The 14,407-nt window shown below is 72.0% G+C and carries 13 protein-coding genes; 8 read left to right on the top strand and 5 right to left on the bottom strand.

All coding sequences use genetic code 11. From position 1 onward, the window contains the following. The first annotated feature begins 89 nt into the window (after nucleotides 1-89). Nucleotides 90-1,235 (top strand): 4-hydroxyphenylpyruvate dioxygenase, encoded by a 1,146-nt coding sequence (hppD, locus tag ACGF8A_RS05915; RefSeq protein WP_393104655.1) that lies wholly within the window; start codon nucleotides 90-92, stop codon nucleotides 1,233-1,235. A gap of 9 nt (nucleotides 1,236-1,244) precedes the next feature. Here hppD and ACGF8A_RS05920 read toward each other — a convergent pair whose 3' ends face one another. Beyond that, complete coding sequence (locus ACGF8A_RS05920; RefSeq protein WP_393104657.1) at nucleotides 1,245-2,708, bottom strand: tetratricopeptide repeat protein; 1,464 nt, start codon at nucleotides 2,706-2,708, stop codon at nucleotides 1,245-1,247. Nucleotides 2,709-2,800: 92 nt separating this feature from the next. Here ACGF8A_RS05920 and ACGF8A_RS05925 point away from each other — a divergent pair, with 92 nt between their 5' ends. After that, nucleotides 2,801-4,207, top strand: coding sequence for an FAD-binding oxidoreductase (locus ACGF8A_RS05925; protein WP_393104659.1), 1,407 nt, complete (start codon nucleotides 2,801-2,803; stop codon nucleotides 4,205-4,207). 13 nt (nucleotides 4,208-4,220) lie between these two features. On the opposite strand, the gene ACGF8A_RS05930 is transcribed toward ACGF8A_RS05925, so the two are convergent. Next, on the bottom strand, nucleotides 4,221-4,631 hold the full coding sequence (locus tag ACGF8A_RS05930) for an SsgA family sporulation/cell division regulator (protein WP_393104661.1): 411 nt from the start codon (nucleotides 4,629-4,631) through the stop codon (nucleotides 4,221-4,223). A gap of 228 nt (nucleotides 4,632-4,859) precedes the next feature. Between ACGF8A_RS05930 and ACGF8A_RS05935 the strand changes: the two genes are divergently transcribed. Then, nucleotides 4,860-6,428 (top strand): RDD family protein, encoded by a 1,569-nt coding sequence (locus ACGF8A_RS05935; protein ID WP_393104663.1) that lies wholly within the window; start codon nucleotides 4,860-4,862, stop codon nucleotides 6,426-6,428. Between the two features lie 93 nt (nucleotides 6,429-6,521). Then, on the top strand, nucleotides 6,522-7,226 hold the full coding sequence (locus tag ACGF8A_RS05940; protein ID WP_393104665.1) for an RDD family protein: 705 nt from the start codon (nucleotides 6,522-6,524) through the stop codon (nucleotides 7,224-7,226). A 75-nt stretch (nucleotides 7,227-7,301) separates the two neighbouring features. On the opposite strand, the gene ACGF8A_RS05945 is transcribed toward ACGF8A_RS05940, so the two are convergent. Further along, nucleotides 7,302-7,574, bottom strand: coding sequence for a hypothetical protein (locus ACGF8A_RS05945; RefSeq protein WP_393104667.1), 273 nt, complete (start codon nucleotides 7,572-7,574; stop codon nucleotides 7,302-7,304). Nucleotides 7,575-7,967: 393 nt separating this feature from the next. On the opposite strand from ACGF8A_RS05945, the gene ACGF8A_RS05950 reads away from it, so the two are divergent. Together ACGF8A_RS05950 and ACGF8A_RS05955 are read left to right on the top strand one after the other, a co-directional pair. Beyond that, complete coding sequence (locus ACGF8A_RS05950; RefSeq protein ID WP_393104669.1) at nucleotides 7,968-10,334, top strand: immune inhibitor A domain-containing protein; 2,367 nt, start codon at nucleotides 7,968-7,970, stop codon at nucleotides 10,332-10,334. 122 nt (nucleotides 10,335-10,456) lie between these two features. Beyond that, nucleotides 10,457-10,798, top strand: coding sequence for a hypothetical protein (locus ACGF8A_RS05955; protein ID WP_393104671.1), 342 nt, complete (start codon nucleotides 10,457-10,459; stop codon nucleotides 10,796-10,798). 250 nt (nucleotides 10,799-11,048) lie between these two features. Here ACGF8A_RS05955 and ACGF8A_RS05960 read toward each other — a convergent pair whose 3' ends face one another. Both ACGF8A_RS05960 and ACGF8A_RS05965 read right to left on the bottom strand, forming a co-directional pair. After that, nucleotides 11,049-11,633 (bottom strand): nicotinamidase, encoded by a 585-nt coding sequence (locus tag ACGF8A_RS05960; protein WP_393104673.1) that lies wholly within the window; start codon nucleotides 11,631-11,633, stop codon nucleotides 11,049-11,051. A 166-nt stretch (nucleotides 11,634-11,799) separates the two neighbouring features. Further along, complete coding sequence (locus ACGF8A_RS05965) at nucleotides 11,800-13,152, bottom strand: nicotinate phosphoribosyltransferase (RefSeq protein WP_393104675.1); 1,353 nt, start codon at nucleotides 13,150-13,152, stop codon at nucleotides 11,800-11,802. A gap of 58 nt (nucleotides 13,153-13,210) precedes the next feature. Between ACGF8A_RS05965 and clpS the strand changes: the two genes are divergently transcribed. Further along, nucleotides 13,211-13,528, top strand: coding sequence for an ATP-dependent Clp protease adapter ClpS (gene clpS, locus ACGF8A_RS05970; protein WP_141314019.1), 318 nt, complete (start codon nucleotides 13,211-13,213; stop codon nucleotides 13,526-13,528). Between the two features lie 11 nt (nucleotides 13,529-13,539). Next, nucleotides 13,540-14,133 (top strand): DUF2017 domain-containing protein, encoded by a 594-nt coding sequence (locus tag ACGF8A_RS05975; protein WP_393104678.1) that lies wholly within the window; start codon nucleotides 13,540-13,542, stop codon nucleotides 14,131-14,133. Nucleotides 14,134-14,407: the final 274 nt, after the last annotated feature.

The raw sequence follows: 14,407 nt of genomic DNA on the forward strand, positions 1-14,407 counted from the left end.
TCCGCCGAATCGCGGAATCCGCTGGTCATATTGCCCAGTGAGGACGCCAACTATTGCGCACCTTGTGTGCCCGGCGAGACGCTGCGGCCATGACGCAGACCACACACCACACTCCCGACACCGCACGGCAGGCCGACCCCTTCCCGGTCAAGGGGATGGACGCGGTCGTGTTCGCCGTGGGCAACGCCAAGCAGGCCGCGCACTACTACTCCACCGCGTTCGGCATGCGGCTGGTCGCCTACTCCGGACCGGAGAACGGCAGCCGTGAGACCGCGGCCTACGTGCTGGAGAACGGCTCCGCCCGGTTCGTGTTCACCTCGGTGATCAAGCCCGCCACCACCTGGGGCCACTTCCTCGCCGAGCACGTGGCGGCGCACGGCGACGGCGTCGTCGACCTCGCGATCGAGGTGCCGGACGCGCGGGCCGCGTTCGCCTACGCCGTCGAGCAGGGCGCCCGCCCGGTCGCCGAGCCGTACGAGCTCAAGGACGAGCACGGCACGGTCGTCCTCGCCGCCATCGCCACGTACGGCGAGACCCGGCACACCCTGGTCGAGCGGTCCGGCTACGACGGCCCGTACCTGCCCGGCTTCGTCGCCGCCGAACCGATGGTCGAGCCGCCCGCCCGGCGCACCTTCCAGGCGATCGACCACTGCGTGGGCAACGTCGAGCTCGGCCGCATGAACGAGTGGGTCGGCTTCTACAACAAGGTCATGGGCTTCACGAACATGAAGGAGTTCGTGGGCGACGACATCGCGACCGAGTACAGCGCGCTGATGTCGAAGGTGGTCGCGGACGGCACGCTCAAGGTCAAGTTCCCGATCAACGAGCCCGCCGTCGCCAGGAAGAAGTCCCAGATCGACGAGTACCTGGAGTTCTACGGCGGCGCGGGCGTCCAGCACATCGCGCTCAACTCGAACGACATCGTGCAGACCGTGCGCACGATGAGGGCGGCCGGCGTGCAGTTCCTGGACACCCCCGACTCGTACTACGACACGCTGGGGGAGTGGGCCGGCGAGACCCGCGTGCCGATCGACACGCTGCGTGAGCTGAAGATCCTCGCCGACCGCGACGAGGACGGCTATCTGCTGCAGATCTTCACCAAGCCGGTCCAGGACCGTCCGACCGTCTTCTTCGAGATCATCGAGCGGCACGGCTCGATGGGCTTCGGCAAGGGCAACTTCAAGGCCCTCTTCGAGGCCATCGAGCGCGAGCAGGAAAGGCGCGGCAACCTCTGACAGCCGGGGTCAGGCCGCCGGAACCGGCACCTCCGGCGGTTCGCCCAGCGCGTTGAGCTTCTCCCGCGCCAACGGCGCGAACAGCGGCGAGAAGTACGGGTTGATCCGCAGCGCCTCCCGCAGATGCCGCCGCGCGGGCCCCTGCAGCCCCAGAGTGTTCTCGATCATCCCGCGGTGATAGGCGTACAGCGCGCTGCGCACCCCGCCGCCGTGCTCCTTGTCGGTCGCCCGCACCGCGTACTCCAGCGCCTCCTCGTGCTCGCCCGCGCGGTGCAGCGCCCACCCCAGGGCGTCGGCCACGGCGATGCCGGGCTGCTTGCGCCACTCGGCGCGCAGCAGCCGCACGGCCTCCTCGGGGTCGCCGTGATCGGCCTCGTAGCGGCCCAGCACCAGTTCCTCGTCCACCCCGCCGGCGGCGGCGCTGCGGACCTGCGTGTGCAGCAGGTCGTACTGGGCACGGGCCGCCTGCTCCAGCCCCAGCGACTCGTACAGCTCGCCCAGTTCCAGCGCGTACTGCGGCGACGGCCGCTCGGCCACCGCCCCCCGGTACGCCCGCAACGCCTCCGACGTCCGTCCCAGCGCCGCCAGCGCGCGCGCCTGCCCGGCCTGCGCGGCCCGCTGGCCGGGGTCGGCGCGCAGCGCCTCCTCGAAGTGCCGCAGGGCCACCTCCCGCTCCCCGCGCTCCCAGGCGAGCTGCCCGGCCCGCTCCAGCCAGGCCGCCCGCTCGGCCGGCGCCTCGGCGGTCGCCGCCGCGTCGGACAGGGTGGCCAGCGCGTCCTCACGCCAGCCCCGGTCCCAGTACACGGCGGCCGACCGGACCATCACCGCCGTACCGGAGTGCATCTTCTGGAGCCGGTCCAGGGTGCTGCGGGCGGCCTTGTAGTCGCCGAGGCCCGTGTACGCCTCGATCAGCAGCGAGTGCGTCGTCCAGCGCTTGCGGTCCGCCTTCAGCGCGGCCTCGCCCCAGGTCCGCGCCGCCCGGAAGTCCCGGCGCGCGTTCGCCAGCGCCGTCATGCCCTCCAGCGCCCCGGCGTTGCCCGGCCACACCTTCAGGGAGGTCCGCAGCGCCCGTTCCGCGGTCGGGTAGTTCGCGGCGTCGGCGGTCCGCCGTCCCCGCTCCACGTACGCCATGCCGAGCACCGCCCACGACCGGGCGTCCCGGGGATGCTCCCGCAGCCGCCGTTCGCGCTCCTCGATCAGCACCGCCAGATCCCGTGGCTCGGGCGGCACCCCGGCATGGACCGCGGCCAGCGCCAGCTCGGCCGGGCCGGGTTCGGGCGGCGGCGCCGGCCGCGGCTGCGGGCGCTGAAGCCACAGCAGCCCGCCCACGGCGAGGCCGCCCACGAGCAGCCCGAGCAACACGCCCGCGACCAGCCGCGCCCGCCGGCGGCCGGTACGCCTGTCCCCGCCCTGCGGCAGGCTCGCCCCGGTCCGCGTGCCGGCACCGACGGCGGTCTTCACACCGGTCTTCATGGCGCACACTGTGCGTCAGTACGACGACCTCGTCCTGTCACACGAACGGTGCCACGGACGGGGTTCACACCGATGGCCCCGGGTGACACTCTGTGATCATGAGCCGTATCCAAGCCCCTCCCGACGAAGCGCAGGGCAACCTCACGGACCGGCTGCTCGCGGGCCTGCCGGCCGAGGCCGTCCTCACCGACCCCGACATCACCGCCTCCTACGCCAACGACATGGCGAGCTTCTGCCCGGCCGGCGCCCCGGCCGTGGTCGTGCTGCCGCGCACCGTCGAGCAGGTCCAGCACGTCATGCGCGTCGCCACCGAGCTGCGCGTTCCGGTGGTCCCGCAGGGCGCCCGCACCGGCCTGTCCGGCGGGGCCAACGCCACCGAGGGCTGCGTGGTGCTGTCGCTGACGAAGATGGACCGGATCCTGGAGATCAGCCCGGTCGACCGCATCGCCGTGGTCGAACCCGGCGTCGTCAACGCCGCCCTCTCCCGCGCCGTCGGCGAACACGGCCTCTATTACCCGCCGGACCCCTCCAGCTGGGAGATGTGCACCATCGGCGGCAACATCGGCACCGCCTCCGGCGGCCTGTGCTGCGTGAAGTACGGGGTGACCGCCGAGTACGTCCTCGGCCTCGACGTCGTCCTCGCCGACGGCCGCCTGATGTCCACCGGCCGCCGCACCGCCAAGGGCGTCGCCGGGTACGACCTCACCCGCCTGTTCGTCGGCTCCGAGGGCTCCCTCGGCATCGTCGTCCGGGCCGTCCTGGGGCTGCGGCCCAAGCCGCCGCAGCAGCTGGTGCTGGCCGCCGAGTTCGCCTCCGCGGCCGCCGCCTGCGACGCCGTGTGCCGGATCATGGCCGGCGGGCACGTCCCCTCCCTTTTGGAACTGATGGACCGTACGACGGTCAAGGCCGTCAACGACATGGCCGCGATGGGGCTGCCGGAGACCACCGAGGCCCTGTTGCTCGCGGCCTTCGACACCCCGGATCCGACCGCCGACCTCGCCGCCGTCGGCGCGCTGTGCGAGGCCGCCGGCGCCACCGAGGTCGTCCCGGCGGACGACGCGGCCGAGTCCGAACTGCTCCTCCAGGCACGGCGGCTGTCGCTCACCGCGCTGGAGGCGGTCGGCGGCACCACGATGATCGACGACGTCTGCGTGCCCCGTTCCCGGCTCGGCGACCTGATCGAGGGCGTCGAGCGCATCGCCGGGAAGTACCGGCTCACCATCGGGGTGGTCGCCCACGCGGGCGACGGCAACACCCACCCGACCGTGTGCTTCGACGCCCAGGACCCCGACGAGTGCGCCCGCGCCCGGGAGTCCTTCGACGAGATCATGGCCCTCGGCCTGGAACTCGGCGGCACGATCACCGGCGAACACGGCGTGGGCGTGCTGAAGAAGGAGTGGCTGGCGCGTGAGATCGGCCCCGTCGGGGTGGAGATGCAGCGGGCGGTCAAGCAGGCGTTCGACCCGCTGGGGATCCTCAACCCCGGCAAGCTGTTCTGAGGCCGCAGCGGACTCACCGGGCCAGCAGCTGGGCCAGACCGTCGTCGAGGCCGAGCTGCTCGCCCTCGCTCCCCGGGGGCACCACGCGCAACGTGCGCTCCAGCCACGCCGACACCTGCGCCGCCGGTGCCTCCAGCAGGGCGTCGCCGTCGGGTGAGGTCAGCGCCATCAGCACGGCGCCGCGCCCGTTCACCTTCGCAGGCCACACGCGCACGTCCCCGTGCCCGCACGGCCGGAACACCCCCTCCACCAGCAGGTCCCGGGCGAACGTCCAGCTGACGGGGTGCTCGGAGCCGACGTGGAAGCAGATGTGCACGGCGTAGGGGTCGTCGGTGCGGTAGGCCAGCCGGGCCGGCACCGGGATGCCGCGCTCCGGCGACAGGACGAGCCTCAGCTCCAGTTCGCGCTCCACCACGGTGTGCATGGTGTGCCTCTCCCTCCGTCGGGGGCCCTGGGGCGGGCCCGTACGGGACGAGAGCGGGCAAGGGCGGGAGCATTACGCGGGTTTTCCCGAGTTCTTCGGCCCGGGGCGGGCCCTAGCACAACCGTGCTCGAAAGGGGTGGGTCCGGCGGGACGGGCGGTGGGGGTTGCGCCGGTCTGATAGATGTGGAGACCCCCAGAACACCCCCGAGCAGATACGGGACGACGGACATGAGCGCCCCAACCCCGGCACCCGGCGACGACAGGCCCCGCGAGGGCTATTACCCGGACCCGTCCATTCCTGGATACGTCCGGTACTGGAACGGAGCCGCCTGGGTGCCGGGCACCAGCCGCCCGGCACCCGCCGACGGCGAGCCGCTCGCCCCGCCGCCCGGCACCCGCCCCGCGCAGCCCGCGGTGGAGGAGACCGGACCGCACTTCTTCGACGAGGACCCCGCGCCGGTACACCAGGACGCCCACGACGCCCAGCACGGCAGCCGCCCCGAACCCGCCACCGCCTGGGCAGCCGACCGCTCCCGGCAGTCCGGCTTCGGCGGCGACCCGGACCGGCGCGTGTCCTGGCCCGCGGCCCAGGGCTCCGACCCGCGCGTCCCGGCCGACCCGCCCGGGCAGCCCGACGACAGCGCCGCCCGTACGGACGGTGCGGCGCCGTCCCCCGGTTTCCCGCCTTCGCTCGAACAGGGGGGAGCCCCCTCGTCGGCCGGGTCCGAGCCGGCGCCCTCCGGCAACACCTTCGTCTTCCGCCGCCCGGCCGCCTCGTCGCGGGCCGCGGGCGGGGCGGACGAGGCCGCCGGGGATCCCGGCACGATGACGTTCCGCGCGCTCACCCCGCGCACGGAGCAGCAGGACGGGGCGCACGGCGGGGCCACGCAGACGCCGTCGGCCGACCCCGGCTCCCCGGCGCCGGGACCGGTGACGGCCCCTCACACGGATGCCCCCGGCCCGGCGGCATCCCGTCCCGCCGCGTCCGGCGGCCAGGGCGCCGACTGGGCACCCCCGCCCGGCGGGCCGGTCGCCGGCAACGCCGGTGGTCCCGGCTTCGGCGCCGGAAAGGCCGCCGCCGCCCGCGCCGCGGCGGCGCAGGCCCCGGCGCCCGCCCCGCAGGCCGCGAGCGTCCCCCACCAGGCCCAGGCCGCCGCCCCCGTCACCACGGGCTCCGGCGGCGGCCAGTCCTCGTGGGCCCAGCAGGTGCACCGTCTCGCCGGCAACGCGGCCGCGGCCCCCGACGAGCAGCCCATGGCCTCGTGGAAGCCCCCGGTCGAGGACGTCTTCCAGGCGGCGGCGAGACGGCAGGCCGCGGCCCGCCCGGCCGGCCTCGGCAAGCGGCTGGCCGCCCGGCTGATCGACACCGTGTTCGTCCTGGGGGTCACGGCGGTCGCCGCCGTACCGCTCGGCGCACAGGCGCTCGACCACATCCAGGGGAAGATCGACGAGGCCAGGCTGTCCGGCCAGACGGTCACGGTCTGGCTGCTGGACGGCACGACATCGGCGTACCTGGGCATCGTCCTCGCCGTGCTGCTCGCCTTCGGCGTCGTCTACGAGGCGCTGCCCACCGCCAAGTGGGGGCGCACGCTGGGCAAGAAGCTGCTCGGCCTCGAGGTGCGCGACATCGAGGGCCACGAGGCCCCGTCCTTCGGCGCGGCCCTGCGCCGCTGGCTCGTCTACAGCGTCCCCGGCCTGCTCTGCTTCGGCCTCGTCGGCGTCCTGTGGTGCGTGTTCGACAAGCCGTGGCGCCAGTGCTGGCACGACAAGGCCGCGCACACCTTCGTGGCGGGCTGACGGGGAAGGCGTCCGGAGCGCCCTTGAGGGGCCGGTACTCCGGACGGCCCCCCGCCGGATGCGGACCCGCGGGGTTCGCGGTCGACTCGGGCCATGAGCACCGAACCGCCCCCCGGTTCCGGCGGGCAGCCGCCGGAGGACGACCCGTTCAAGAAGCAGCCCCCGCCCGGCGAGGGGGCCGGCTCGCCGTACGACAGGCCCCCCGGTGGCGGTGAGCAGCCGCCGCCGTACGGCGGCGGCCAGCCCCCGCCCTCCGGCGGTGGCCCGTACGGCGGTGGCCCGTACGGCGGTGGACCCCCCGGCGGCGGACCGTACGGCGGTGGTGAGTACCCCGCCGACCCGCTCGCCGGCATGCCGCCGCTCGCCGACAGCGGCAGGCGCACGCTGGCCCGGATCATCGACATGGTGCTCGTCGGCATCGTCGTCTGGCTGGTCACCTGGGGCTTCGACGTGGACGAGTACCAGGTGGACGCCGACCGGGTCGACGTGGGCGACTCCGTGTGGCAGTCCGTCATCGCGGCCGTGCTCTACATCGCGTACGACACGATCATGATCGCCAGGTCGGGGCAGACCCTCGGCAAGAAATGGCTGAACATGCGCGTGGCACAGCTGGATGACGGAGCCACGCCTTCCGCTCAGTCGTCCCTGCTTCGCGCTTCGGTGCTCTGGATTCCGTTCGCGTTCTGCTGCGCCTGCGTCTGGACGGCGATCTGCGGCGGCTGGAGCTTCTTCGACCGGCCCTACAAGCAGGGTCTGCACGACAAGGCGGCGAAGACGGTCGTGGTCAGCACCACGTGACGCCGGCCGGCAGTACGGCGGGCCCGGCACCTGGGAGGTGGCGGCCCGCCGTACGGGGTGCTGGTTGCGGCTGTCCTAGTAGTGGGCCGTGGGTTCCCGTACGGGCTCGCGGTGCGCCGTCGCCGGCATCGGCGGCGCCACGTCCGCGGCGGGCCGTTGCGCGGGTATCGGGGTCCGCTTCGGCATGGGCACCGTCATGGCGACCAGCAGCCCGAGCAGGAGCGCCGCGACGGCGATGACCGCGATCCCCGCACCCGAACTCGTCTGTGACAGCAGCAGCATGGCGAGCGTCGAGAAGATCACGGTGCATGAACCGTAGGCGAGCTGTGCGGCGGTCGGACGAGGCATGGCAATCGTGTCCTCGGAGAATGGGGGCGGACTTCCCCCGTGCCTCACGCTGCGGGGGAGGGTGCGGACAGAATCTCTTCGCGTGCATGCCCGACGGGAACGAACCGTAAGCGTGACCTGACCAACAGTGCCGGTGCACAGGGGGCGCACCGAGTCATGTCGGCCACCGGGTCGGCCGTCCCGCGCGCCCGCCGGACGCATACCGGTCCTGTTCGGTAAGCGAGATGTCATCTCCGCATAGTGCAGTTGTCCTGCTCAAGTCAAGGTCTGTCTTTTCTCCGCAACCTCTAGTCGAATGTCGGCACTTGACTACACGCGTCGATCAGGCGCGCGCGGACGCACCACCTCCATCACCCCCCTTTCCGCGCGCCCGGACGCTGGGGAGGAACTCAAGTGACCAGTAGACCCTGGACGTTGAGAGCTGCTGCCACCGCGGTCGCGCTCGCCACGGCGGCCGCCACGATCTCCGGCCTCACCGTGGCCCAGGCGGACGCGGGCAGCCCCGCGGCCAAGGCGCCCGCCGTCGACCGGCATGACCCCGCGTCGCCGGAGAACCACAAGGGCCATGAGCACAACCTCGACGGCCCGCTCAGCAAGACCGTCGAGGCCCAGCGCGAAGAGGCCCTGAAGCAGGTCATATCCGGCCAGGCTTCGGTGCAGCAGCGCGACGGCTCCAAGGTCGTCCAGCTCAAGAGCAAGAAGGGCGACGCCAAGTACGTCGAGCTGGGCCGGGAGAAGACCGACAAGATCTTCACCATCCTGGTCGAGTTCGGCGACAGGACCGACCCGCGCTACGGCGGCACCCCGGGTCCGCTGCACAACCAGATCGCCAAGCCGGACCGCAGGAAGGACAACTCCACCGCCTGGCGGGCCGACTACGACCAGGAGTACTTCGAGGACCTGTACTTCGGCTCCGGCAAGGGCGTCGACTCGGTCAAGACGTACTACGAGAAGCAGTCCTCCGGACGCTACTCGGTCGAGGGCGAGGTCTCCGACTGGGTCAAGGTCCCCTACAACGAGGCCCGCTACGGCAACAACGCCTGCGGTGACACCAACTGCCCGAGCGTGTGGAACGTCGTCAGCGACGGCCTGAACGCCTGGGTCGCCCAGCAGAAGGCGGCCGGCCGCACCGACGCCCAGATCAAGGCGGACGTCGCCCGCTTCGACGAGTGGGACCGCTACGACTTCGACGGCGACGGCGACTTCAACGAGTCCGACGGCTACATCGACCACTTCCAGGTCGTGCACGCCGGCGAGGACGAGTCCGCCGGCGGCGGCGCCCAGGGCACCGACGCGATCTGGGCCCACCGCTGGTACGCCTTCGGCACCGACGCCGGCGCCACCGGCCCCGAGCAGAACAAGCTCGGCGGCGCGCAGGTCGGCTCCACGGGCATCTGGGTCGGCGACTACACCGTCCAGCCGGAGAACGGCGGACTCGGCGTCTACGCCCACGAGTACGGTCACGACCTCGGTCTGCCGGACCACTACGACACCGCGGGCGGCGAGAACTCCACCGGCTTCTGGACGCTGATGTCGTCCGGCTCCTGGCTCGGCTCCGGCAAGAACGAGATCGGCGACCTGCCCGGCGACATGACCGCCTGGGACAAGCTCCAGCTCGGCTGGCTGAACTACGACACCGCCAAGGCCGGGGTCAACTCCTGGCACAAGCTGGGCGTCGCGGAGTACAACACCAAGCACAAGCAGGCGCTGGTCGTCACGCTTCCGGAGAAGGCCGTCACCACCGAGATCATCACCCCCTCCGAGGGGCAGACCCAGTGGTGGAGCGGCAGCGGTGACAACCTCAGGAACACCCTGACGCGTTCGGTCGACCTCACCGGCAGGTCGTCAGCCGAGCTGACCTTCGACGGCTGGTACGACATCGAGGCCAACTACGACTACCTCTACACCGAGGTCTCGACGGACGGCGGCGCCAACTGGACCGCCCTCGACGGCACGGTGGACGGCCAGGCGATCCCGCGCGACGGCAGCGACAAGCCCGCCCTGCACGGCACGCTCGACGGCTACCAGAAGTTCGCGTACCCGCTCGACGCCTACGCCGGCCAGAAGATCGGCCTGCGTTTCCGCTACCAGACCGACGGCGGCGTGGCCCTGAAGGGCTTCACGGCCGACGCGATCAAGGTCATCGCGGACGGCGCGCCCGTCTTCTCCGACAACGCCGAGAGCGCGGACGCCGCTTGGACGGCCACCGGCTTCTCCCGCGTCGGCGCGTCCTTCACCAAGGACTACGCGCAGTACTACATCGCCGAGAACCGGCAGTACGTGTCGTACGACAAGACCCTCAAGGTCGGCCCGTACAACTTCGGTTTCACGGAACGCCCGGACTGGGTGGAGCACTACGCGTACCAGAACGGCCTGTTGATCTGGAAGTGGGACACCTCCCAGGCGGACAACAACACCAGCCAGCACGCGGGTACGGGTCTGGTGCTGCCGATCGACTCCCACCCGACCGCGCTCAAGTGGGCCGACGGCACGCTGATGCGCAACCGCATCCAGTCGTACGACTCCCCGTTCAGCCTCGGCCGTACCGACGGCATGACGCTGCACAAGGCGGACGTGGCGAAGTACATCCCGGGGTCGAAGGGTGTTTCGGTCTTCAACGACCGCACCGGTGACTACTACGACGAGTCGAACCCGACCGGCGGCGTCAAGATCACTGACACCAACACGAAGATCAAGATCCTGAAGGAGGCCGCGAACGGCTCGACGATCGAGCTGGAGGTCGGCCCCGCGGGTAGGTAATCGGTATCTGCCCAGGTCAGAGCGTGATCGGCGGTGACCCCCTGGCGGGTCACCGCCGATCCGTGTTTAGGTGCGTCCTGTGGTTCCCTTATTGACACCGGCAGACGCGGGGGTATGAAGAGATGGCCGCAGGAGGTTTCTGCAAGCTGCCGAACGGCACGGTCGTGGTGGCCCTGAACCTGCCCAGCCCCGCCGCCGACGGGTCCGCCGCGGTACGGGTGCTCGTCCACGCCCAGAACCGGGCACGCGCCCTGACCAGGCTGCGCAACCTGGGGTTGCGGGCGGTCTACCTGCGCGGCAACGCGGCCCCGCCCACTCCCGACGAGATCACGGCGGTCCTCCACCACCCGGACGGCCTGATATGGCGTACGGCCCCCGACGCGGCACGCGGCGGCCCGGACCTCACCCAGGAGCTCTGGCGCCCCATCAGGGCCCTCCTGCGCCGCCCGACGGCTCAGATGTGACGACGCGGGCCCCGGCCCGCCCGGCGGCGTGAGCGCCTGCCGCGGGGTGCCCCGCCGGCCCCTTGCCTGCCCCGCCCGGCGGGGTCGAGCGGCCGCTCGGGGGCGTCCGGCGACCGGGGCCGGTCTTCCGCCCGCACCGGCGGCTCGGCGGACCCGGACGGGATCTCGGTGGCCCCGCGGGGGCGTCGTGGTGCGGGCACGGCGGGCCGGCCGGGACGGAGGGACGCCGTGAGCCTCGGACGACCGGCCCTCAGACGACCGGCTTCCCCGACAGTTCCACGCCCGCCTCGCGCAGCTCCTCCAGGGCGCGCTGCGTCGTGGCCTCCGCGACGCCTGCCGTGAGGTCGAGCAGGACGTGGGTGCGGAAGCCCTCGCGGGCCGCGTCCAGGGCGGTCGCCCGTACGCAGTGGTCGGTCGCGATGCCCACCACGTCCACCTCGTCGATCTGCCGCTCGCGCAGCCAGTCGGCCAGCGGGACGCCGTTCTCGTCGGTGCCCTCGAAACCGCTGTACGCCGCCGCGTACGCGCCCTTGTCGAAGACCGCGTCGACCGAGCCGGAGGCGACGGCCGGGGCGAAGTTCGGGTGGAAGCCGACCCCCTCCGTGCCCGCGACGCAGTGCGCGGGCCAGGAGTGCACGAAGTCGGGGTTGTCCGCGAAGTGGCCGCCGGGCGCGATGTGGTGGTCCCGGGTCGCCACCACGTGGCGGTACCCGGCGGGTGCCTGCCCGATCAGCTCGGTGATCGCGGCAGCGACATCGGCACCCCCGGACACCGCGAGGCTGCCCCCCTCGCAGAAATCGTTCTGCACGTCTACGACGATCAAGGCGCGGCGCATGGTCGGTGTCCTTCGGTTATGAGGTCTCGCGGTCGTGGTCCCGGCGGTACGGGTCGGTGCGGAGCCTGGTGCCGGGGTGCGGGCCCGGTCCGGTGCGTGAACCTGAACCTCCGAGCCTAGAGACTCCGGGCACACTGCGGGAGGGGGCGCTTCGGGGCGCGCACGCTCACGCGCCCCGCGGCTGGTCCTCGGTGAGGTACTCCGTCGGCAGGACCGGCTCCCCCCGGGACAGCTGGGTCGCCGACATGGGCAGGCCGGCGAGCGCGGCGATGTGCCGGTCACGGATGGCGTCGAGCGGCTCGCGGGCGACCACCTCACCGCCCTTGACCAGCTCCACCAGCAATTGCCGGTCCACCAGCCCCGCCGGGAGGTCCCCGGTGCCGAGGACCTCCGCCTCTGCCACCCCCTGCTCGTCCCGCCGGCGCGCGGCCCACTTGCGGCCCCCGACGGAGATCTTGCCGCCGGACGACTTCTTCGCCACCGGCACCAGCGGCGCCTTCGGGTCCTCGGACTCGGCGCGGGCGACCAGCTTGTAGACCATCGCGGCCGTCGGGTGCCCGGAGCCGGTCACCAGCTGGGTGCCGACGCCGTACGCGTCCACGGGCGCCGCCGCCAGCGAGGCGATGGCGTACTCGTCGAGGTCCGAGGTCACGATGATCTTCGTGCCGGTGGCGCCCAGCTCGTCCAGCTGCTGACGCACCCGGTGCGCGACGAGCAGCAGATCCCCCGAGTCGATCCGCACGGCCCCCAGCTCAGGCCCGGCGACCTCCACCGCCGTACGGACGGCCTCCGCGACGTCGTACGTGTCCACCAGCAGGGTCGTGCCGTGGCCCATGGACTCCACCTGGGCCTGGAAGGCGTCCCGCTCGCGGTCGTGCAGCAGGGTGAAGGCGTGGGCGGAGGTGCCCACCGTGGGGATCCCGTAGCGGAAGCCGGCGGCGAGGTCCGAGGTGGAGGCGAATCCGCCGACGTAGGCGGCGCGCGCGGCGGCGACCGCGGCGAGCTCATGGGTGCGGCGGGCGCCCATCTCGATCAGCGGGCGGTCCCCGGCGGCCGAGGACATGCGGGACGCCGCCGCGGCGATCGCGGAGTCGTGGTTGAGGATGGACAGGAGCACGGTCTCCAGCAGCACGCACTCCGCGAAGCTGCCCTCGACCCGCATGACCGGCGAGCCGGGGAAGTACACCTCGCCCTCGGGGTAGCCCCAGATGTCGCCGGAGAAGCGGTACGCGGCGAGCCAGTCGAGGGTCTCCTCGCCGACGATCCCGCGCTCCCGCAGGAAGCGCAGGACGCCCGCGTCGAAGCGGAAGTTCTCGACCGCGTCCAGCACCCGGCCGGTCCCGGCCACCACGCCGTACCGGCGCCCTTCCGGCAGCCGCCGGGTGAAGACCTCGAAGACGCTGCGCCGCCCGGCGGTGCCGCCCCGCAGCGCGGCCTGGAGCATCGTCAGCTCGTACTGGTCAGTGAAGAGGGCGGTCGAGGGGACGTCCACCGGCAGCCCAAGGTCCGCTGTGTTCATGGCAACCGATGCTACACCCCATTTCGTCAGTGTGACGATTTATCGCGCCCATGGCAGCATGGGAGTTGTGACGTCAGCCGCTCCCATCGAGATCGAACGCACCGAGTCGGCGGAGGAGGTCTCTGCCGTCCCCGAGCCGGACGTCCCCTGGGTCACGATCGTCCACAACGACCCGGTCAACCTCATGAGCTATGTGACGTACGTCTTCCAGTCGTACTTCGGCTACTCCAAGGACAAGGCCACCAAGCTCATGCTCGACGTCCACCACAAGGGCCGGGCGGTCGTCTCCAGCGGTAGCCGCGAGGAGATGGAGCGCGACGTGCAGGCCATGCACGGCTACGGTCTGTGGGCCACCCTCCAGCAGGACCGGAAGTAGCGATCGCCGCCATGCCAGGAACCTTCGAACCGCTCCCCGGCGGCGGCGCGGCCGTCGCGCTCGACGACGTCGAGATCTCCATCATCCGGTCGCTGGCCGTCCAGCTGCTGGAGCTCATCGGCCCCGGCCCCGGCGAGGACTCCTCCGCCGACCCGCTGGCCGAGCTGTTCGCCGAGGGCCCGAGCGAACCGCCCTCCGACCCGGTGCTCCGCCGCCTGTTCCCGGACGCCTACAGCGACCCCGAGGAGCCGGTGGCGGACGAGGAGCAGCGGGCGCACTCCGCCGAGTTCCGCCGCTACACCGAGAACGACCTGCGGGCCGGCAAGCGGGAGAACGCCCTCGCGGTGATCCGCTCGCTGGACGAGCTGGCCTCCCCGGGGGACGGCGGGGCGGTGCTGCAATTGACTCCGGAGCGGTCCCAGCAGTGGCTCGGCGCCCTGAACGATCTGCGTCTCGCGATCGGTTCCCGGCTGGAGATCACCGACGAGGACGACACCGACCTGCTCTACCGGCTGCCGGACGAGGACCCGCGCAAGCCGATGGTGATGGCGTATCTCTGGCTCGGTGGGCTCCAGGAGACCTTGATCTCCACTCTTTTGCCCTGATTGCGGGGATGCCGTGTTCGCTCAGCGGACGCTCAAATCCGGATAGCGATCCTGTCACCACCGTGGCCGGTTCCGTCCGCATGTGACGATCCTTGTCCGGTTTTTTCCTGTGCCGCGAGTCACGCGGCACCTCGGTGATCCGTGTCGCGGCCGTGATAGATCTTCACGACCGCCCGGCGAACACCACCCTGTTGTCGCGCCGGGTGCGCCACCGAGCCGGCGACCGCCGGCCAGGCACGAGCGGCCTTGGGAGCGCTGCTCAGCTCCATCAATC

The organism is Streptomyces sp. NPDC047706, assembly GCF_043204795.1.
Lineage (GTDB): Bacteria > Actinomycetota > Actinomycetes > Streptomycetales > Streptomycetaceae > Streptomyces.